Origin of the sequence: Sporosarcina ureilytica, from assembly GCF_001753205.1 — a bacterium.
In the GTDB taxonomy this organism is placed as follows: domain Bacteria; phylum Bacillota; class Bacilli; order Bacillales_A; family Planococcaceae; genus Sporosarcina; species Sporosarcina ureilytica.
The window spans coordinates 2,031,660-2,051,708 of the sequence record NZ_CP017560.1; the positions used below are offsets into that span (position 1 = coordinate 2,031,660).

Here is a 20,049-nt window from a genome sequence, read left to right on the forward strand (position 1 = left end):
TTATTGGACACACTTTATATTATTTTAGGAATTCTTGTACTTATCATCGTATATGTAGTAATTTCGATGTTACGACTTGGAAAAGCAGTCGTGAATCTAACACAAGAAGAATTTATTGAAGGGTATCGAAAAGCACAATTAATTGATGTTCGTGAACCGAAAGATTTTGAGGCGGGACATATTCTCGGTGCTCGTAACTTGCCATACTCTCAATTAAGACAGCGTTATAAAGAATTAAGACCAGATTTACCTGTGTATTTATATGACCAAAACGGTGGAAAAAGTGCGCGGGCCGCTTTATTTTTAAAGAAAAAAAACTATGAGAAATTGTACCATTTAAATGGCGGTTTCCGTAAATGGACAGGTCGTATTAAAAGTAAATAACGTTTAAAGCAAAAGAAAAGATAGAAAGTGTAACAGGTACATTACACTTTCCATCTTTTTTATCCCATAATATGATAGCCCGCGTCGACGTAAATCGTTTCGCCTGTTACGCCGCTAGATAAGTCACTTAGAACAGCAAGTGTCATATTCCCAACTTCCTCTTGCGTTATATTACGCTTAAGTGGTGCAGTTTCTTCGATTTTATGAAGAATTTCATTAAATGATGGTACACCTTTTGCAGAAACTGTTCGTACAGCACCTGCGGAAATTGCATTGACACGAATACCGTCTTTCCCTAAATCATTCGCTAAATAACGAACAGATGCTTCAAGGGCCGCTTTCGCTACACCCATGACATTATAGCCATCTAACACACGTTCTGCCCCTAAATAACTCATCGTGACAATACAGCCACCTTCCGTCATATAAGGACGAGCTTGTTTCGCAACCGCAACGAGGGAATAAGCACTTGTATCTTGAGCAAATGCATACCCGTCTCTTGAAGTATCTATAAAGTCAGCGCGTAGATCTTCCGCATGTGCAAATGCCAATGAATGGACAACACCGTGAATCGTGCCGACTTCTTTCCCGATTTTCTGAAATGCTTGCGCTATACTTTCATCCTCATTTACATCACATTCCACCATAAATTTCGCTTCATAATCATTATCAGCTAATAGTTTTCGAATTCGATCCACCGAACGTTCTTTTCGGTAAGTAAAAATTAAATTCGCCCCTGCCTTTTGCAACGACTCCGCTACGCCCCACGCTAAACTTCTTTGGTTCGCAACACCCATGATTACGATATTTTTTCCTTTAAGTTTTAATAAATCTACCATAATAGCCTCCAGTTAAATATTATACCTATTATTAGTACCTGCTACTATATCAAGTATATCACACTCTCATAATCTAAACATTATGGCAAATTTAAACTACTATATATAATAAGTATAATCCTCGGGTAATACTCTCCTTAAAAATTGTTGTGTTCTCTCTTCTTTAGGTCTATTAAATATCTCCTCAGAGGTCCCTTCTTCAACAACTACGCCGGCATCCATAAAGATCACTTTGTTCGCAACCTCTTTTGCAAATGACATCTCGTGTGTAACAACAAGCATTGTTGTTCCTTCTTCAGCAATGTTTTTCATAACAGTGAGCACTTCCCCAACCCATTCTGGATCAAGTGCTGACGTAGGCTCATCAAATAAAATAATCGACGGATTTAATGAAACAGCTCTCGCAATGCCAACTCTTTGCTGCTGTCCGCCTGATAATTCACTTGGATAGGCGTCATATTTATCGGATAATCCAACCTTATCCAAAGCTTTTTTCCCAATATCATTCGCTTCTTTTCTCGGAATCTTTCTGCCAATAATTAAGCCTTCTGTCACGTTTTCTAACGCTGTTTTATTATTAAATAAATTATAATTTTGAAAGACGAAAGCGATTTTTTGCCTTACTTCGTGAATTTGTTTTCTAGAAGCTGCATTTAAATCTAATTCAGTGTCACCTAACATCACTTTTCCTTGATCGGCAGTTTCTAAAAAATTGATACATCTAAGTAATGTCGTCTTCCCCGAACCACTAGGACCTAGTATTACAACAACGTCTCCTTTATTAATTTGAATATCGACACCTTTTAAAACTTCATTGCTACCAAATGATTTGTGAACGCCTATAACTTCTAACATACCTTAAACTCCCTTCAAGCAACTGTTAACTTATATCGCGATAATCGTTTTTCATACAATTTAAAGCCATATTCTACGACACTACATAAAATTAAATAGACTAGAAATATATCAAGGTACGCTTCTACATAATTGTAGCCAACATTCGCCGCAACTTTCGCTTTGAGCGTAATTTCTTGTAAGGACATCGCATATCCAAGTGAAGTTGCTTTTATGAGATTTACTGTTGCTGTACAAATATTCGGCATCGATACAACGAGCGTCTGCGGAATGATAATTCGTCTATATGCTTGAAAATTTGTTAATCCAACAGATTGTGCTGCTTCTAATTGACCTTTATCCACCGTATTGATGGCTGAGCGAAATACTTCAATCAATATTGCTGTCGTATTCAATGAAAATACGATAAACGCATACCAAATCGGGTTTACATCATAAACATGTATGCCTATGCTATATTTTTTAAAAAACAAATCGAGTAACAAAGGTACACTGCTATACACTATAAAGATTTGAATGATGATTGGGGTTCCTCTTACAAAGGAAACATATGCCTGTGCTAGCCGATATAAAATAGGGATTTTATTAATTCTGGATATAGCAAGTAAAAATCCCGCAGGTAATGCAATCGCTAACGCAACAGCTGTCACAAGTAAGGTTATCGGAACCCCTGATAAAGCAACAAAGAATGTTTCCCATAAAAATTTATAATTTAAACCATCCGACAAGTTAATCCCTCCTTAGGCCGCACTAATTGATCGCTTTCCTCTTCCAAAAACTCTTTCTAGTTTCAAGAAAAACTGTTCAATTATAATAGATAGCACCCAATAAATAACTGCTAGTGCAAGATAGATTTCTAACGCATGCGTCTGATAATTTGAAGCGATAATGAGCTCTGCCTTTCCGACAACATCGATTAATCCAATCGTATAAGCCAAGGCCCCCTCCTGAAGCAAAGAAATTACCCCATTCCCAAAGTTTGGAATCGCAACGACTAAGGCTTGTGGAAAAATAATTCTTCGATACACTTGAAAAGGACTTAACCCAACACTTACGCCAGCTTCATATTGTCCTTTATCGATCGATTCATAAGCTGATCGGATAACCTCCGACATAATCGCTGCGAATTGAAGAGAAAAGGCAACGACGACGAAAATTGCTTTATCAATGTGATTCAAATCGATTCCCAAGTTATTTCCAATCGCAGGAATTCCATAATAAACTAAAAAAAGCAATACGATGGATGGCGTACATCTTAAAATCGTCGTATACCCATTCGCTAGTTTCTTGAAAAACAGATTGCCGCCAATTTTGGCAACAGCCAACACCAATCCAAATAGCGTTCCAAACAGGACCGAAAATCCAGCCACCATAAAAGTCACTTTTAAAAATGGGATAAGCGCCGGAAACGCTCCCCATATATAGGATGAATCAAAATACTTTTCCACAAGAACTCCTCCCTAATAACACGTTGAAACGCTACCACTAACTTAATAGAACATCTATAAGACATTTACATTACAACAATCAATACATCTTCCAGCCAAATACTAAGCATCCATTCACGGACTTTCCTTGGTATTGAAAAGCTGTCGGGCACACGTTCCCCAACAGCATCCCTGAATTTCTTATCTTTCGACCGTATCTAGTAATTCAAATAAATCTCTTCCATAAAATTCTTTACTTAAGTCATTTGGAATCTTTTGCTCTTTCACTTGTTTAAGCGCTATATCAAAAGCATCTGCCAATTCTTGTTCTTTTTTATTAAACAGCGGCCAAGTTTTAATGACGGCGAATTCATTGTAGACGACATCGTCTTTCAAATGATGGTATGGACCATCTTCGGCAGTGACTTGCCTATTAAAAGAAGCTTCAATAATCACAGCGCCATCTACACGACCTTCGTTAACCCATTGAACGACATCGATTGAAAAGGTATCTCCTGCTTTTAAGTTCACTGGATTATCAGGATGCGCTTCATTATGTTCAGCAATGACCGTATACTGAGCATTATTTGCAGCAATAGGGGCCAATGAAAAATCTGCTGATGCAAAATCTTCTAATGTCTTAACAGCTTCATTTTCCTTTTTCAATACAAGTCCAGTACTACTAAGCCCCACAAACTCTTTTGGGTAAATAAATTTCGCTGTTCTTTCCTCAGTCCAGAAAGCATTTTTAACGCCTAATTGATATTTTCCTTGTTCAACGCCAACTAATAAATCATCATCCGATGTGCCAACAAAGTCGAATTCATATTGCGGAAGTAATTCATCGACAGCCTTCAAAACCTCCACATCATAACCAGCGGCATTTCCATTTTCATCCGTATACGTCACCGGTTTAGATGATTGTACATATGCCACCTTCACCTTTCGAACATCTTTATCCCCCTCCGCTTCCACTCTTTCATTCCCTTTTGAACTGCAACCAATCAACAGAGCCGCAATCGCTGTACCAAACGCAGCCACTTGTAAAGATTTTATCAATTTCATTTTCAAATCCCCTTTTAATATTTTGATGTAGTTTAATTTGAAATGAAGTTATCACCAACATCGCTCACTATACCGATTCTTACTTCTCAATTTTACACCCCTCAAATTTGATTTTTACGCTTGGATAACACTTTCATTCTTTACATTTTCAATAGCAGATTTCGCTAATCTACTAATCGTCATATCGTCCATTGGTGGATTATGCAAACCTGCGCGAACATCACGGTAATAGCGTTGTAACGGATTTGCTCTCCCAAGACTTTTAGCACCAACAACTCTCATCGCTTTGTCGACAACTTCAATTGCTGCATTTGTCACCGTATGTTTTGCTACTTCTATATCATTTATGATTAAATCTCTGCGCGTCTCATCATCATAAGCTTCCGCTACACTGTAAATGAGATGTCTCGCCTGTGTTAATTTCAAATCAATTTCTCCTAGATGTTGCTGGACATTCGGAAGTTGACTAATCGGCCCTGTTAAACTGTTCGGGGTATGCTCATTTGCGAAACGGACCGCATAATCACGCGCTGCTTGCGCAATTCCTAAGTAACAAGCTGGGATATGAAGCATCCATCCATTATATTTCCCACTCGGTTTGTCAGGCAGTTCGACAAGTTTGGATTCATTAACAGTTACATTTTCAAGCACCAAATCATGACTACCTGTGCCTCTCATTGAAATCACATCCCAGGTTTCATCAATGGATAAACCATCTAAGTCTTTATGTAGAAGGAAAAAACCAATTTTTTGTTTTACTTCAATCCACGCCGACGTTAAGAAATAGGTTAATACTGGCGATGCTGTCGTAAACGATTTGCGTCCATTAATGATCCACGAACCATCTTTTAGAATGGCAGTTGTTCCTGGACGTCCACCCCTCGCAGGACTTCCTGTGATTGCTTCACTTACAGAGCGATTGACCAGTGCACCATTTTTTACTTCTTGGGCGAAATAAGCGAGCTGATCTTCCTCCCATGATTGCTTCTCAAACAAATCACCGACAACCCCTAAATTCCAGCCGATTGAAAGGCCAGTGTTGCCATCAAAACTAGCGATAGTCTCTTGGAGCAAGACCATATCATATACTTTTAAGCCTGCCCCACCATATACTTCTGGCAAAGTAATACTCGTATACCCCAAGTCTACAAGCGCTTGTATATTATCCTTTGGAAAGATTGCCAACTCATCTGTCCGTGCTGCATTTTCCTTGAGTTTAGTTTCTAATTTATATAACTTTTCCAACCAAATTTTTTGACGTTCTGTTTTTACAAATAGATTGATCATGACTATCCCTCCGTAGAATGTTTAATCAACGTTAAGTTTATAGTATGTATTTAATTCCAATAAGTCTACTAGGAATTAAGGTAATGTTATCTATCTTTCATTAAACTGTCAAGACTATTCAAAGAGTTTCTTGACTTTAACATTGATTATTCAAATGAATCACATAGATACTCAAGTGATATGAATTCGTCTTTTGGGGGTTCGATTGGTATATCTGCCAAAACTAACATAGTCAGCTTTTCAATCATTCTAAATACTCCGTTGAAATTTATACAATACTAGTGGTACTAGGGGACGATTGAGTGCAAAAACGTGTAGATTCGCTCTAAATATAATCGGTCATAGTGATAAAAAAAGATAAAAAAAAGCGAAGGAAATGACATGCTTTCCTTCGCGAACTTTTATCTTGTTTAAACGATACGCTGATATTCATTTATTCATTGTTTAAGCTTTCGTATAACGAAGAACTGGACTTCTTGCTGCTCTCGTTTCATCAAGACGACTCACAACTGTTGTGTGTGGAGCTGTTTGAACAATTTCCGGATTCTCTTCAGCCTCTTTTGCAATTTGAATCATCGCATCGATAAATGCATCTAACGTTTCTTTCGATTCTGTTTCCGTCGGCTCAATCATCATGCCTTCCTCAACGTTCAGTGGGAAGTAGATTGTTGGTGGATGGTACCCAAAATCGAGTAGTCGTTTCGCCATATCTAATGTTCGAACGCCTAATTGCTTTTGACGACGACCTGAAAGAACAAACTCATGTTTACAATGCTGAGTATACGGCAAATCGAAATAAGGTTCTAGTTTGCGCATCATATAGTTAGCGTTTAAAACAGCATTTTCTGTTACTGCCTTTAAGCCGTCTGGACCCATTGAACGAATATACGTATATGCACGCACGTTAATGCCAAAGTTTCCGTAGAACGGCTTCACTCGACCAATTGCTTGCGGACGGTCGTATTCAAATGTATACACATCGTCTTTTTTCACTAAAACTGGTTTTGGTAAGAAAGGTGCCAAGTCTTTATGCACACCTACTGGACCTGACCCTGGTCCTCCACCACCGTGTGGACCTGTGAATGTCTTATGCAAGTTTAAGTGAACTGCGTCAAAGCCCATATCGCCAGGACGTGCTTTCGACATAACCGCGTTTAAGTTTGCACCGTCATAATACAACTTACCGCCAACGCCGTGCACAATTTTTGCCATTTCAACGATTTCTTCTTCAAATAGACCTAATGTGTTTGGATTTGTCAGCATAAGTGCAGCCGTATCCTCTCCAACAACACTCTTTAAATCTTCTAAGTCTACAAGACCTTTTTCATTTGTTTTAACTGTCACTGTATCATAACCTGCAACTGTTGCGGAAGCTGGGTTTGTTCCGTGTGCAGAGTCGGGAACAATTACTTTTGTACGGTGATGGTCACCATTTGATTCGTGAAATGCGCGAATCATCATTAATGCAGTCCATTCGCCGTGCGCACCTGCGGCTGGTTGAAGTGTAATTTCATCCATCCCCGTAATTTCCACTAAATGTTCTTGTAAGTCATACATAAGTGCCATCGCACCTTGTACGGTTGACTCATCTTGAAGCGGGTGAATGTTTGCAAATCCTGGGAAACGTGCAACAGCTTCATTTATTTTAGGGTTATACTTCATCGTACAAGAGCCAAGTGGATAAAACCCAGAGTCAATCCCATGGTTACGTTTGGATAATGCTGTATAGTGACGCATAATATCTAACTCGGATACTTCCGGTAGTTCCGCTGGTTCTTCACGTTTGAAACCTGCTGGCAATATGTCATCAAGATCGAGTTCTGGTACATCGAGTTCTGGTAAACTATAGCCGACGCGACCTTCTTTTGTCACTTCGAAAATTAATGATTGGTCTTCTTTAAGCATTGAGGGCCTCCGTTTCTCGTACACAAGCAACTGTATGTTGGATAAGTGCATCGATTTCTTCTTTTGTACGTTGTTCAGTAACTGCGATTAGTGCATGGTTCTTTAATTCATCAAATTTCAATCCCAGGTCATAACCACCGATAATATCTTGGTCGAATAAATAATCATTCACTTGTTTCACTGGTACCTTCAAGTCAACTACAATTTCGTTGAAGTGTGCTTGATCAAATACCACTTTGAATCCAGCCTTTTCAAATGCATCTTTCGCATAACGTGTTTTCACGATGTTCTGATAAGCAATTTCTTGCGTACCTACTTTACCAAGTGCCGTCATGGCAACAGAAGCAGCAAGTGCATTTAATGCCTGGTTCGAACAAATGTTGGATGTCGCTTTATCTCGACGAATATGTTGTTCACGTGCTTGAAGTGTAAGCACATAACCTCGTTTTCCTTCCTCGTCGACAGTTTCACCAACCAGACGTCCCGGTAATTTACGCATTAATTTTTTCGTTACAGCAAAATATCCACAATGCGGTCCACCAAATGATTCTGGGATACCGAATGGTTGTGCGTCTCCGACAGTAATATCCGCCCCTAGTTTTCCTGGAGGTGTGAGTACGCCTAGTGCAAGTGGATTTGATGATACAACTAATAAACCTTTAGATGCATGGGCAATCTCACCGATTTTTTGAATATCTTCAATTTGTCCAAAGAAGTTCGGATATTGAACAAGTACCGCCGCCGTTGAATCATCCACTAACTCCTCTAATTTTTCTAGATCCGTAACCCCGTCTTTTTGTGGGATTGTTACGACTTCTACTGATTGACCAGTCGCATAAGATAAAACGACATCACGTGATTCAGGATGAACTGTTTCTGAAACTAAAATTTTCTTTCTACGTGTGTGACCAGCTGCTAACGTACCTGCTTCAGCTAATGCTGTTCCTCCGTCATACATAGATGAGTTTGCAATATCCATACCTGTTAATTCACAAATCATTGTTTGGTATTCAAAGATTGCTTGTAGCTCACCTTGAGAAATTTCTGGTTGATAGGGTGTATATGCTGTATAAAACTCCGAACGTGAAATGACGTGGTCAACAATAATTGGTTTATAATGATCATATACGCCTGCACCTAAAAAGGATGCATAACGACCGGTATCTGCGTTTTGAGCAGCGAGTTTCGCCAATTCTTTCGTTAATGAAGATTCAGACTTCGCTTTTTTTATGTTGTATTCGCCTTTAAATCGGACTTCTTCCGGAATCGCCTCGAATAATTCATCCACCGAAGAAATTCCGATGACGTCCATCATTTCTTGACGATCTGTTTCCGTCATTGGTATATAACGATGCTTCATGTTTTCTAATCCCCTTTATAAATGATTATTCACCAATTCTAGATAACCGCTAAGTCATTTTAACGTTTATAAAATGGTGTTTTAACAATGACCGCTTTTAGTTGTCTTTTTCGCACTTGAACAATCACTTCTGTACCTTCTGTTGCATGCTCTGATTTCAAAAGCGCAAATCCAATGTTTTTATTTAATGTAGGCGACTGAGTACCTGTCGTCACTTCTCCAATTTCTACATCGTTCAAGAATACTTGATAGCCCGTACGCGGAATACCTTTATCAATCATTTCGATACCAACGAGTTTGCGTGGAACCCCATTTTCTTTTTGATCGCGAAGCGCTTCTTTTCCAATGAAATCTTCTTCTTTATTTAATTTCACGACAAAACCAAGTCCTGCTTCAAGCGGTGTAATATCTTTGGAAAGTTCTTGTCCGTATAAAGGTAATCCCGCTTCAAAACGAAGTGTATCACGTGCCCCAAGTCCGGCAGGCACAAGACCTTCATGTTCACCTGCCATTAAGATGGCATCCCATAAAACGACAATAGATTCAGGTGAGGCGTAGAGTTCAAAGCCATCTTCACCTGTATAACCTGTACGAGAAATCAGTACTTTTTGACCACAAATTTCAACGTCTTCTTTAAATCGAAAAAACTTAATATCATTAAGTGGCTCAGTTGTTAATGATTGGAGAATCGCTTCCGCACGTGGCCCTTGTAAAGCGAGTAATGCATAATCGGATGATTGGTCTTCGATTACAACATCCTCAGTTATATGTTCATTCATCCAGTCAAGATCTTTTTCAAGGTTAGATGCATTGACGACGAGTAAATAGTTATCTTCATCTCTTTTATAGATTAAAAGGTCATCAACCGTCCCGCCATTTTCATAACACATTGCCGTATATTGGGCTTGCCCGATTTTCAGTTTAGACACATCATTTGTCATCATTTTCTGTAAATAAGGCAGAGAGCCTTTTCCAGTGACAAGGACCTCACCCATATGTGACACATCAAACAATCCAGCCTTTGTTCTAACCGCCTCGTGCTCAGCTTTAATACTTGAGAACTGAACAGGTAAATCCCAACCGCCGAAATCAATTGTTTTTCCACCGTGTTTTGCGTATTGTTCAAATAAAACTGTTCGCTTTAACGTTTTAGTCAATATTTCTCTTCCTCCTATCATCTAACTACTAACCACAACTTTGTCTGTTACAAATCTTCTTTACATTTTACATTTCACATTTAAACAATAATCTTTACTTGTTATCCACCCAAATGAAAACTGAATAATTCCAGAAAATCGCCAAGCTTTTGGTATGCAAGTTTTTTCAAAAACATCACAATCATAAAAAAAACAGACAAAGGTCCCTTTATCGAAAAAGCGTTAAGGAACCTCTGTCTGTTTACCTGAAAGTTTGACCTAGCGGCTTTCCTCGTTGGTGGTTGGATCATTCCAACACTCTCCAGAGATGCGTCATGTAAGAGTCTTTTTGCCTGAGAGATTCATGAAAAATTCACTTGCTCCTTCGGCGACGCGGCTGCGTTCTCTCCTCATACAATCATTCGCGATTATTCATTTGTTTTCTAATAGTGGAAAAATAGTAACCTTTCAAGTCACATCTTAACATTAGTTTTATGAAAGCGCAATAGTTTTATAGAAACAAACACTTTCGCGAACGTTACTCATATAACCAACATCATAGTTCGTGTTTGTGTTAGTTATTCAATTATTCTACTAAATCAGATGTTCTCCTAATGAAAATAGAGGAGATAAATTAATCCCCTCCTCTTTTCATCTTCTTATTAAAAATACAGTTTGTTTAGTCATCGCTACGCAAACGATTAATTTGAAAAACGATGTACGTTGTAATATCAAGCAGTGATCGCCGCTCAGTCTCTACTTTAAAATGACCCGCCCTTAAATAATACGGTTTACGATCATAATATAACTTCTCAAGTTCCGCCCTAGTGGACCTTTGTACAATCGGTCGATTTTTATCGGTCGCGATTCTTCGCCAAATATCCCGAAATGGAGCATTTAAGAAAAACACAAGACCTGTTTTCCTCATAATTTCCCGATTTTCTCTACGCATTGCTACGCCACCGCCCGTTGCAATAATACAGTATTCATCACGGAAATTCCTTAAAAACTCTGTCTCCAACTCTCGAAAATACGCTTCTCCGTATAGTTCGAATATACGTGGGATTGACATGCCCATCTTTCGCTCGATTTCAGTATCCATATCATAAAACGGTAATTTAGTAGCAAAACTTAACCTTTTACCTATCGCACTTTTTCCTGACCCCATAAACCCAACTAAGTATACCCTTTTCACGTTCATCACCTACTATTCAACACAATTATTTTATTCGCTCGAACGTCTCATTAGTTCGACCGTTCTTTTTTCGTAATACTCTTCTAACGAATTGAGGTTCATATATAAACTATCATGCCACATAACGATAGAAAAAAGAAAGAGACTTACGAAAAATAATAAAATAAGTGTTACAGCAAAAGTGATACCACGCTCATCGTGAGTAATCTCCAATTATAAAATCGCGCTCCTTTCGAGTTCCATCTTGCATAGTCACATAAACTACTAGTAGGGGATGATGTAATGAAAATTGGACTGAAGAAATATTTGTCAAAAAAGGAACATGTCCAAGTCCGTCTATGGATTTTCGAATAACATGATTCCTTTGTTCAATTGCAATAAGTCCCCTATCCGTCCGAAAGTGAATCCCATCACCATTCTGATGGACCTCAAGCGATTGTATTGTTGTTAATTCAGCTTGAAAATCAGCAGCAAACATTTCCCAAGCGATAGCGGAATGGTCCGTATACTGACGTTCAATAGGGCCTTTCCAATAAAAAAACAATGAAAATAATTGTGCAAACAAAGCGAAAATCATTACTTGAAATATACTTTCTAGAAGCGTATAGCCTTCCTGATTAGTTATGCGGCGGATTCGATACACTTTGTTAACACCTCATTATCGAGTTGATACGAGACACAGATAGCATTACCAGTTACTCTCCAATCATAGTTTATCTCACCCACTGTCCGGGTCCCCTCAACTTGTCTATATGCTTGATAAGCAATTGCTCCTTGATAAGCTGTTTCAGCAGCGTGCATCGAAATTTTCTTCTTATGCATGGTGCCTGTCATATGTGTGGCGACCGGCAAAAGTGTACCAAATATAACGGAAAGTATTGTTATTGTGAGAATTGCTTCCGGCCAAGAGTACCCTTTCTGATTCACTAATAATCATCCTTCCCCGTTGAAATTGAAATGTGATTGCCGTTTTACCTGTTTTGCCTACAATCGTTAACACGCCAGATTGCACAATATTACCGTTCCCGAGAAATTCTACTTGTTTTAATGCACTTGAATCAGATACATACATCCCTTCTGGTAATAACCTCTTGGATAACTCTCTTTTGCCAGGAACAAGAGCTATGTACATTGTTTGCGTTCCTGAACTTTTAAAACTTAAACGCGTCAATTCATTATATGCCATCGAGTAACTTTGCAAGCTGTAGATTGTTGCTATAATTGAAGCTATTGCATCCTCTTCAGCTGCCGATTGAAACCATTTATTTCCCAACGGCATGATTATAGCTGTCAATAAAATAACGATAGACAGTACAAAAGTCATTTCAATTAATGTAAAGCCCTGTTGACTGTCATTCTTTTTACGTGAAGTATTTTTTGACATTTAACTTCCACCATTTTTACTAACTTTTCCATTCGTAATCTTTAAATCTGATCCATCCGGACACTGCGGAGTTCCCTCAAAGTACTCGGTATCCGCCAAAGTCGCTAAATCACTAGGATATTGGTGTGTGTCCATTTTATATGCCTCCACTTGACCTTGTACCATCGCAATATATGCATCGCACCCTTTCTCATCAATTTTTTGCGAGTGTTTCGTAACATTTGGAATCGCGATTAATATTAATACAGAAATAATCAGTAACACGATCATCATCTCGATTAAAGAAAAACCCCTTTGATTCAACGCTTTTCTCATGATGTCTTCATCCTTTCAAATTGTATCTAACATATTGTATATCGGTAATAACAGAGCGACGTAAGCGGCTAATATGCATATCGCTATCAGACTAAACAAAGCAGGCTGAAGAAGCGCTAACCCTTTTGTCATTTTACGATGTAAGGATTCCTCTAAATGTGCACTATAAATGAGCAGTTCCTTTGCTAAATGGCCACTTGCTTCTCCATGTTTGGCAAACGAAGAAAACTCTTTCGTTAATCCATCAACGAGTGCAATCGCTGCATGAAACGGTTCCCCAAATATCAAATATTCTTTCACATTTCTAGCAATTTCCCCCAGTACCGGATCTACGTTTTGTTGAATCAATACCTCCAGTGCATCTTGAATAGACATGCCGGATTCCAACAAGCTTCCTAGTTCCCTTGCAAATTGTTGAGATTTCCACTGAAATATCCAATGACGAACAACGGGAATTTTCTGGATGAATTTTATTTTATTTATGGGTGAAAGTTTACGATAATAAAATAATAAACTCATTATCGTGACTGCTATAAAAATTGCCGTGCCGAAAATCATATCTGGCAATAAAGAGACCAGTTTTGGTAGCAAAGTACTCATTGCAGACATATCTCCTTGCCGCGAGCGTGACAGTGCTTCCATATTCGGCAAAAAGAAATTGCGAAACCCCATTAGCAAAGCCGCAATAAAAACAAATAAAGTTAAGGGATAGGCTAGTAGATTTTTTAATTTCCTTTTTGCTTCCTCGACTTTTTCAAGCTGTTTAGATAGTACTTGTAATACATCCGCTAAGTGACCATTCTTCTCGGCTATGATCACCGATAATATTAGGGTGTCAGAAAACCCAAACTTACCTAAAATTGCAGAAACCCCTAACCCCCTTCGAAAAGCCTCTTCAATCTGTCTAATCACATTTTCATAATCCAATGTATGATGCGGTAATATCAGATTAATGGCATCTGAAAATGTATAGCCTTCATTCAATAACTCGGCGATTCTGGCTAAGAAAACCGGTCTTTCTGAAATTTGAATAGCTTTCTGTTTAACAACACGACTATTTTTCATTGTTAGATTGCGATTGACTATATTTTTGAAGAAGTAGCGTCATTTTTTTCTCAACCGGATACGTAAATCGCTCTCCTTTCTTGATAGAATCTAATACAACTTCAATTGCTTCATTTGCAATCATTTCAAAAACTGCCCCCATTTCACCATTTTTCTTGATAATTAGACGTTGAGTTGAAATGCAAATCACCGTTTGTCGTAACTCTTCCAATGAAACGCCAAAATCTAACATTCTATAAATTGTTCCAACTGGATCTTTTGAATGCACTGTCGAAAATACTAAATGACCTGTCAAAGAGGCAGACACTGCAATTTTAGCTGTTTCACTATCCCTGATTTCGCCTAGCATAATGACATCTGGCGAATGTCTCAGGATTGCTTTTAACCCAGTAGAATAAGTCATGCCAGCACTTTCATTAACCTGAATTTGAAGTAAGTGTGCATGTTTATTTTCCACTGGATCTTCTAGTGTAATAACATGTCTATTTAAATTGTGGGCACAATGCGATGTTAGAGAATACATCGTTGTTGTCTTGCCACTTCCAGTTGGACCACTGAGTAAAATAAGCCCTTGTGGCATGGCGGTTGCTTGACGCAAAGTGTCCGCCCATTCTTTTTCCAGACATAATTGCTCGATAGGTACAATACGATTATGTTTTTGTATTCGAATAACAACACTTTCTTGATAATGAATAGCAGGGATTGTCGATACTCTAAAAGAAAAGTTTTCTTCATGCATCATTTTGTGAAAGGAACCGCTTTGGGGTTTGCGTTTGTCGCTTATATCTAAAGAAGATAGAAATTTATAGAATGAAATCATTCGGTCCGCCAGTTGGGGAGGTAGCGAGCCGACTTTTGTTAGTTTTGCCCCTTGATTAAAATTTACATCATACCCTTTACTTGATGGAATAAGATGAACATCTGTTGCATTTTCTAAGACAGCTTGTTCAAGTAGATTATTACATCTTCTCTCAATTACATTTTCTTTTTTATCCATAAACTCCCCTCTCTTTTTACTAGCATGATTGATCCTAGGAGATTTATAAAATAACGAAGGACTGCTCTCCATTACTATAGTTAGCATACATTGTTTTTTGAAGATTGGGAATACAATGTGTTAAAGTTGTATTATTTTAGTCAATAAGCACTTCTTTTTAATTTATCAGGATTAAAAAGGGGCTAATATTAATTTTTCGATGAATATTTATAAAAAAGCAACAATACACCGCTTCGACACAATAATTATCAGATTTGAGTTTACTTTTACAGTTCTTATCCATTATAATAGATAGGAGCTTATTGTATTAAGGAGGGACGCGCACATGGATAACATGTTCAAGCTATTAGGCTGGTGGACAGGTGTATTCGCGGTATTGTTCTACGCTGGTGATATGATACCTGCTTCGCTTCTATTTGTCGCAAGTACTGTTTTCTTTTTACTTCTTGGCTATTTAAACCTAACAGAGCGTATGTACATGTACATGTTCGGAGCTTATTTGATGGTGTTTATGGTTGGCTTTAGTTACTATGCAACTTTTATTCACGTACCAGGTGCCGGACATTAATATTGTACATACAAAAAACAGCCTTTAATGGCTGTTTTTTTTTATTGTATAAAACTATAGTCACATTTTAAAAACCGTTTAAAAAGGGGTTATCGTTCATTTCGAAGGCTGGAGTTGTTGATGGTCCGTGCCCTGGATAAATGACAATGTCTTCACCTAATGTCAATAGTTTGTTATGAATAGAACTAAGTAGCGTTTCAGTGTCGCCACCTGGTAAGTCAGTTCTACCGACACTTCCTTGAAACAACGTATCGCCTACTACTGCAAAACCGTCTTCTAGAAATACAAATGATACACTGCCCGGAGAATGTCCTGGTGTATAACGTGTTTCAAATGTAAAGGGCCCGACTTCCATCATTCCTTCCATGCTAATTAAATGGTCTGCCGCCCTGTTTCTGACAAGCGGAAGTCCTGGATATCTTGTAGAGCCGTTTTGCTCAGGGTCTGTTAACGTATGTTGCTCATTTTCATGGATATAGACAGGAATCTTAAAATGGTCACGTACGGCATCAACTGCACCAATATGATCGAAATGACCATGTGTTAATAAAATCGCTATCGGTTTTAAACTTGCCTGCTCGATATGTGTAATTATTTTATTGCTTTCCTCACCCGGATCGATAATTAAACAATTATTGTGCTCGTCTCGAATAATGTAGCAATTTGTTTGCACTGGCCCGAGTGGAAAATTTGTTACTTTTAACATTCGCATCGCCTCCTCTTCAATTAGTCTACGCAATTCAAATCGCGATTTCAAACAATCCTCACAAATTAACTCGACAATTATCGCGAAAACGATTACAATAGTAGTTGGATATTGCTATATTGGCATTCATTTTTCTCAAGTGAAAGGAGTGTCTACACAATGAACTTATTAATGGTCATTTTTGGTCTAGTAGGTATTTTTGCAGCAATTGGTACGGTTCAAGCATTTAAAGAACGTAATATTTTGAGTATCGTGTTCAACTTAGGAGCTTGCGTTGTTTTCGGAGGCTTCACAATTGCGACGATAATTACTCAAGGTTATCCGCCAACAATGTAATGGTGAGTGGGATTAACATCGATTGAAAACGGTACTCTCTTAACGGTGCCAGAAAAAGGTAGAGGGATGGAAATAATATTTCCCCCCTCTACCTTTTTTACGTATTTTATTCATCCTTATATAACAACCATTTTTTTTCCTCATGATTTTCCACATCGATGATTGTTTCAAGCATCGGTCCAGTGACACATTTTTTCGCGTCCGGTGTACACTTCATTGAAATATTAAACGTTTCATTCAGAAGGACCGTTTCCTCATTCCCTGCAACTTTCACAATATCATAAACTTCTTCTATTTCATCCATTTGACCACTTTCCATAGGGCGGTTAACAATGACGCTATCAGAAGCAATCCACTGAATAGACGGCATCACCCATTCTGAGTAATTACTAATCGCTGGCATCGTCCAATGAGCTAGCTTAGCTCCTAAACTGTCTACAATCGTATATTCGGCCTGTCCACTATCATTGATGCGCATGTGTAATAAAGAATCTTTAAAAGTATCGTAAAAAACAACTTGCTCTTCAACAGCGTCGACTTTCTCTCCCGTTTGTCGATCATACAAAAACAACGTTCCTCCATCTAATGGATGAGTATTCAATTCTGTTAAAATAAAATCATCACTGCCTAACCATTTTGGAAAAGGATTCTCATTTGATATAAGTTGGAGATTATTTTTCAAACCATCAAATAAAAAAACATCAAAAGACCAGTCCTGATGAAAAGCAGTTAAAAGAAGATATTCAGGGTTTATGTCATTCCACTCAATTTCAAGCTCGTTCGACTGAATCGTCACTTCATTTTGAAGTACACCTTCTAATGTAATGATTTTCACTGTTGCAGAGGAAGGATTCTCCGTCGTATGTAATAATAAAAATTCTTTTGTTGGATGAACAAAAACATCCGCAATGATGGTTGGTTCTTCATAAATTATTTTCGTTTCACCTGTGAAAATATCAAATGATTTTAACTCATAAAAATCCTCTATTTTCTCTACATACAAAATTTCCTCATTATTTAACCAATCGACAATAAAGTGAAAGCTAGCACGGTCCACTGTCAGTTCGTTTATTGATTCTTTTACTTCAATTTGCTTTGGTTCTACCGGTAATTCCTTTTGACTCTCTTCTTCTTTTTTAGTACAGCCTATCAACAATAGTAAAGCAACACCTATGCAAAGAATACTTCTCTTCAACGCTCCCCCTCTTTCCCATTATTTATTTTTAAAGATTTTCAACTCTTAACAAATAAAAGGACCCCATTCAGATTAGGGTAAAAAAAGGCTGCACGGAAATTTCCGTGCAGCTCTTAAAATCATCAGTTCATTTCATGCTCTGTTTCCAGCTTTTCCGGTTTTGTCATAAAACGTAATAAGTCTCCATTGATAATCGTATCCGAATAATCCAGTTCTTCCATCGCACGTTTTAAATACTGATCACATTCCACTTGTTCTTCTACAGGTTCTCCGGTGTTTGTATCGTAACAAACATCAGTTGTATACACATATTTATCCGTTACAAAACGGCCATCCCTGAAGATTACGAATGGTTCATAATCCGGAGAGAAGATATCTTTTCCAAGCTGCATATCACCCTTAGTTTCAATACCCATTAAATGAAGCAGTGTTGGTCTAATATCTACTTGACCAGAGACGGTATCAATTTCCTCTCCTTTTCCATAACCAGGAATATGAATGAACAACGGAACTTGTTGAAGTTTTGCGTTATCAAATGGAGTGATTTCTTTATCTAAATACATCCCCATTGCTTTGTTATGGTTTTCCGAAATACCATAATGGTCACCATACATAACAATAATTGAATTATCGTAAAGACCTTTTTCCTTCAAATCGTCAAAAAATAATTTAATCGCTTCATCCATATAACGAACAGATTGGAAATACTTATTCAGTGTTCGTGAATTAGAGTCATACTGCGGAATAAACATATCTTCTTCATCAAGATCAAACGGGTAATGGTTCGTCAACGTAATTAGCCTTGTGTAAAACGGTTGAGGGATATCAAGCATTAGATCAACTGATTGCCTAGCAAAAGGAATATCCTTCATTCCCCAGTTAACTGCATCCCCTTCACCAATTTCATAACTATCTACGTCATAAAACTTTTCAATATTTAAAGCATCGTACATAATGTCTCGGTTCCAGAAACTCCTATTGTTCGCATGCATAACACTCGTGTGATACCCATTTTCCCCTAAACGATTAGAAAGTGAGTCGTAAGTGTTTCCACTATGCGTAAAGAAAACCGCTGCACCATTTCTTGGATAAAGGGAGTTCTCTAGAATAAATTCAGAATCCGATGTTTTCCCAAGGCCTGTTTGATGGTAAAAATTTGAAAAGTAAAATGTATCCGGATCTTTTGTTAATTCGTTTAAAAATGGTGTAATCACGTGTCCATCCATTTCTTCATTAATAACGAATGATTGAAGGGATTCTAATGATACGGCGATAATATTACGGCCTTTAGCAATGCCTAACATTTCTGGATTCGGTTCAGCATAATTGGCGTTAATATAGTTACCTACTTCTACCATTTCACTTCCATCAGCAAGTACACGTTGTGCATGTGATTTTGATTGCATCACAATATCATAAATATGGTAATTGTACGTACCAATATTTTTCACAAGTAATTCTCTATCGAATGTTCTCGTTAATAATTGTGGTCGTTGTGTTTCTGCAAGCCCTAAATTGAACATTGTTATTGAAGCTGCCATGATAAAATAGAGCTTAGGACCAACGTTTTTCCCTAACACTTTATCTTCTGACTGCGGAATATAGCGAATCGCTAAAGTTACAATCAATACATCCGTAAAGAAGAAGATGTCAAGTGGTGACATATTAGCAGTTATAGATGAAGATAAATCTCCGAAGTTACTCGTTTGAAATAACACTGGTAATGTAATGAAATCATTGAAAAACCTATAAAACACAGCATTCGCAAACATGATAATGGAGGTAATTAAACTTACCGCAAATATAAATTTATTTCTTCTTTTTGGTTTTTTTATAAATAAAGCAATTCCGTAGATAAATAATAAAAAGCTTAAAGGATTCATTAATAGAATGAATTCTTGCATCATATTATCGATCGTCATGCTGAAGCTTGTTTTATACCCAATATATGTGGTAAGCCACGTTGCTACAATTGCTATGATTAGTACGGAGTGCTTCGGCCAACTAAATCTCTTCATTCCACTCTCTCT

At 37.8% G+C, this 20,049-nt stretch carries 21 protein-coding genes and 1 riboswitch; of the genes, 3 read left to right on the plus strand and 18 right to left on the minus strand.

The window, feature by feature from the left end:
* Positions 1-3 precede the first annotated feature (3 nt).
* On the plus strand, positions 4-384 hold the full coding sequence (locus BI350_RS10010) for a rhodanese-like domain-containing protein (RefSeq protein WP_075527978.1): 381 nt from the start codon (positions 4-6) through the stop codon (positions 382-384).
* Between the two features lie 59 nt (positions 385-443).
* On the opposite strand, the gene fabI is transcribed toward BI350_RS10010, so the two are convergent.
* The 15 genes from fabI to comGA all read right to left on the minus strand — a co-directional run bounded on the left by fabI (position 444) and on the right by comGA (position 15,214).
* Positions 444-1,223 (minus strand): enoyl-ACP reductase FabI, encoded by a 780-nt coding sequence (gene fabI / locus BI350_RS10015; protein ID WP_075527979.1) that lies wholly within the window; start codon positions 1,221-1,223, stop codon positions 444-446.
* A gap of 99 nt (positions 1,224-1,322) precedes the next feature.
* Positions 1,323-2,078 (minus strand): amino acid ABC transporter ATP-binding protein, encoded by a 756-nt coding sequence (locus BI350_RS10020; RefSeq protein WP_075527980.1) that lies wholly within the window; start codon positions 2,076-2,078, stop codon positions 1,323-1,325.
* Positions 2,079-2,092: 14 nt separating this feature from the next.
* Entirely contained in the window at positions 2,093-2,806 is a 714-nt protein-coding gene (locus BI350_RS10025) for an amino acid ABC transporter permease (protein WP_075527981.1), read from the minus strand.
* Positions 2,807-2,818: 12 nt separating this feature from the next.
* The gene (locus BI350_RS10030) at positions 2,819-3,526 is read right to left on the minus strand and encodes an amino acid ABC transporter permease (RefSeq protein WP_075527982.1); all 708 of its coding nucleotides are present in this window, start codon (positions 3,524-3,526) and stop codon (positions 2,819-2,821) included.
* A 180-nt stretch (positions 3,527-3,706) separates the two neighbouring features.
* The gene (locus BI350_RS10035; RefSeq protein ID WP_075527983.1) at positions 3,707-4,570 is read right to left on the minus strand and encodes a transporter substrate-binding domain-containing protein; all 864 of its coding nucleotides are present in this window, start codon (positions 4,568-4,570) and stop codon (positions 3,707-3,709) included.
* A 114-nt stretch (positions 4,571-4,684) separates the two neighbouring features.
* Positions 4,685-5,857, minus strand: coding sequence for an acyl-CoA dehydrogenase family protein (locus BI350_RS10040; RefSeq protein ID WP_075527984.1), 1,173 nt, complete (start codon positions 5,855-5,857; stop codon positions 4,685-4,687).
* A 444-nt stretch (positions 5,858-6,301) separates the two neighbouring features.
* A complete protein-coding gene (gene gcvPB / locus BI350_RS10045; protein ID WP_075527985.1) occupies positions 6,302-7,762 on the minus strand; it encodes an aminomethyl-transferring glycine dehydrogenase subunit GcvPB in 1,461 nt (486 codons plus the stop codon).
* On the minus strand, positions 7,755-9,122 hold the full coding sequence (gene gcvPA / locus BI350_RS10050) for an aminomethyl-transferring glycine dehydrogenase subunit GcvPA (RefSeq protein WP_075527986.1): 1,368 nt from the start codon (positions 9,120-9,122) through the stop codon (positions 7,755-7,757). The genes gcvPB and gcvPA overlap by 8 nt, the downstream gene beginning before the upstream one ends.
* 59 nt (positions 9,123-9,181) lie before the next feature.
* On the minus strand, positions 9,182-10,300 hold the full coding sequence (gcvT, locus tag BI350_RS10055; RefSeq protein WP_082295037.1) for a glycine cleavage system aminomethyltransferase GcvT: 1,119 nt from the start codon (positions 10,298-10,300) through the stop codon (positions 9,182-9,184).
* Between the two features lie 289 nt (positions 10,301-10,589).
* Positions 10,590-10,680: riboswitch (glycine riboswitch) on the minus strand.
* Between the two features lie 257 nt (positions 10,681-10,937).
* Positions 10,938-11,453, minus strand: coding sequence for a shikimate kinase (locus tag BI350_RS10060; protein WP_075527988.1), 516 nt, complete (start codon positions 11,451-11,453; stop codon positions 10,938-10,940).
* Positions 11,454-11,646: 193 nt separating this feature from the next.
* The gene (comGF, locus tag BI350_RS10065) at positions 11,647-12,096 is read right to left on the minus strand and encodes a competence type IV pilus minor pilin ComGF (RefSeq protein WP_155767513.1); all 450 of its coding nucleotides are present in this window, start codon (positions 12,094-12,096) and stop codon (positions 11,647-11,649) included.
* A 171-nt stretch (positions 12,097-12,267) separates the two neighbouring features.
* On the minus strand, positions 12,268-12,837 hold the full coding sequence (locus BI350_RS16695; protein WP_082295039.1) for a type II secretion system protein: 570 nt from the start codon (positions 12,835-12,837) through the stop codon (positions 12,268-12,270).
* On the minus strand, positions 12,838-13,152 hold the full coding sequence (comGC, locus tag BI350_RS10075; RefSeq protein ID WP_075527991.1) for a competence type IV pilus major pilin ComGC: 315 nt from the start codon (positions 13,150-13,152) through the stop codon (positions 12,838-12,840).
* A gap of 15 nt (positions 13,153-13,167) precedes the next feature.
* Positions 13,168-14,217 (minus strand): competence type IV pilus assembly protein ComGB, encoded by a 1,050-nt coding sequence (comGB, locus tag BI350_RS10080; RefSeq protein ID WP_075527992.1) that lies wholly within the window; start codon positions 14,215-14,217, stop codon positions 13,168-13,170.
* Entirely contained in the window at positions 14,207-15,214 is a 1,008-nt protein-coding gene (gene comGA, locus BI350_RS10085; RefSeq protein ID WP_075527993.1) for a competence type IV pilus ATPase ComGA, read from the minus strand. Before comGA ends, comGB begins: the two co-directional genes overlap by 11 nt.
* 325 nt (positions 15,215-15,539) lie before the next feature.
* Here comGA and BI350_RS10090 point away from each other — a divergent pair, with 325 nt between their 5' ends.
* The gene (locus BI350_RS10090; protein WP_075527994.1) at positions 15,540-15,782 is read left to right on the plus strand and encodes a DUF2626 domain-containing protein; all 243 of its coding nucleotides are present in this window, start codon (positions 15,540-15,542) and stop codon (positions 15,780-15,782) included.
* A 67-nt stretch (positions 15,783-15,849) separates the two neighbouring features.
* Here BI350_RS10090 and BI350_RS10095 read toward each other — a convergent pair whose 3' ends face one another.
* Entirely contained in the window at positions 15,850-16,488 is a 639-nt protein-coding gene (locus tag BI350_RS10095; RefSeq protein WP_075527995.1) for an MBL fold metallo-hydrolase, read from the minus strand.
* Between the two features lie 159 nt (positions 16,489-16,647).
* Between BI350_RS10095 and BI350_RS10100 the strand changes: the two genes are divergently transcribed.
* On the plus strand, positions 16,648-16,824 hold the full coding sequence (locus BI350_RS10100; RefSeq protein WP_075527996.1) for a DUF2759 domain-containing protein: 177 nt from the start codon (positions 16,648-16,650) through the stop codon (positions 16,822-16,824).
* Between the two features lie 106 nt (positions 16,825-16,930).
* On the opposite strand, the gene BI350_RS10105 is transcribed toward BI350_RS10100, so the two are convergent.
* Positions 16,931-18,019, minus strand: coding sequence for a YqgU-like beta propeller domain-containing protein (locus BI350_RS10105; RefSeq protein ID WP_075527997.1), 1,089 nt, complete (start codon positions 18,017-18,019; stop codon positions 16,931-16,933).
* A gap of 122 nt (positions 18,020-18,141) precedes the next feature.
* Positions 18,142-20,037, minus strand: a complete 1,896-nt coding sequence (locus BI350_RS10110) for an LTA synthase family protein (protein WP_075527998.1) — start codon at positions 20,035-20,037, stop codon at positions 18,142-18,144.
* Positions 20,038-20,049: the final 12 nt, after the last annotated feature.

What these genes read in the sequence shown, in the direction of transcription:
- gcvPB (WP_075527985.1), bottom strand. Translation starts at nt 7,762, where the DNA reads ATGCTTAAAGAAGACCAATCATTAATTTTCGAAGTGACAAAAGAAGGT.
- comGC (WP_075527991.1), bottom strand. Translation starts at nt 13,152, where the DNA reads ATGAGAAAAGCGTTGAATCAAAGGGGTTTTTCTTTAATCGAGATGATG.
- BI350_RS10035 (WP_075527983.1), bottom strand. Translation starts at nt 4,570, where the DNA reads ATGAAATTGATAAAATCTTTACAAGTGGCTGCGTTTGGTACAGCGATT.
- BI350_RS16695 (WP_082295039.1), bottom strand. Translation starts at nt 12,837, where the DNA reads ATGTCAAAAAATACTTCACGTAAAAAGAATGACAGTCAACAGGGCTTT.
- gcvPA (WP_075527986.1), bottom strand. Translation starts at nt 9,122, where the DNA reads ATGAAGCATCGTTATATACCAATGACGGAAACAGATCGTCAAGAAATG.
- BI350_RS10040 (WP_075527984.1), bottom strand. Translation starts at nt 5,857, where the DNA reads ATGATCAATCTATTTGTAAAAACAGAACGTCAAAAAATTTGGTTGGAA.
- BI350_RS10110 (WP_075527998.1), bottom strand. Translation starts at nt 20,037, where the DNA reads ATGAAGAGATTTAGTTGGCCGAAGCACTCCGTACTAATCATAGCAATT.
- fabI (WP_075527979.1), bottom strand. Translation starts at nt 1,223, where the DNA reads ATGGTAGATTTATTAAAACTTAAAGGAAAAAATATCGTAATCATGGGT.
- gcvT (WP_082295037.1), bottom strand. Translation starts at nt 10,300, where the DNA reads ATGATAGGAGGAAGAGAAATATTGACTAAAACGTTAAAGCGAACAGTT.
- BI350_RS10095 (WP_075527995.1), bottom strand. Translation starts at nt 16,488, where the DNA reads ATGTTAAAAGTAACAAATTTTCCACTCGGGCCAGTGCAAACAAATTGC.
- BI350_RS10090 (WP_075527994.1), top strand. Translation starts at nt 15,540, where the DNA reads ATGGATAACATGTTCAAGCTATTAGGCTGGTGGACAGGTGTATTCGCG.
- BI350_RS10100 (WP_075527996.1), top strand. Translation starts at nt 16,648, where the DNA reads ATGAACTTATTAATGGTCATTTTTGGTCTAGTAGGTATTTTTGCAGCA.
- comGB (WP_075527992.1), bottom strand. Translation starts at nt 14,217, where the DNA reads ATGAAAAATAGTCGTGTTGTTAAACAGAAAGCTATTCAAATTTCAGAA.
- BI350_RS10020 (WP_075527980.1), bottom strand. Translation starts at nt 2,078, where the DNA reads ATGTTAGAAGTTATAGGCGTTCACAAATCATTTGGTAGCAATGAAGTT.
- comGA (WP_075527993.1), bottom strand. Translation starts at nt 15,214, where the DNA reads ATGGATAAAAAAGAAAATGTAATTGAGAGAAGATGTAATAATCTACTT.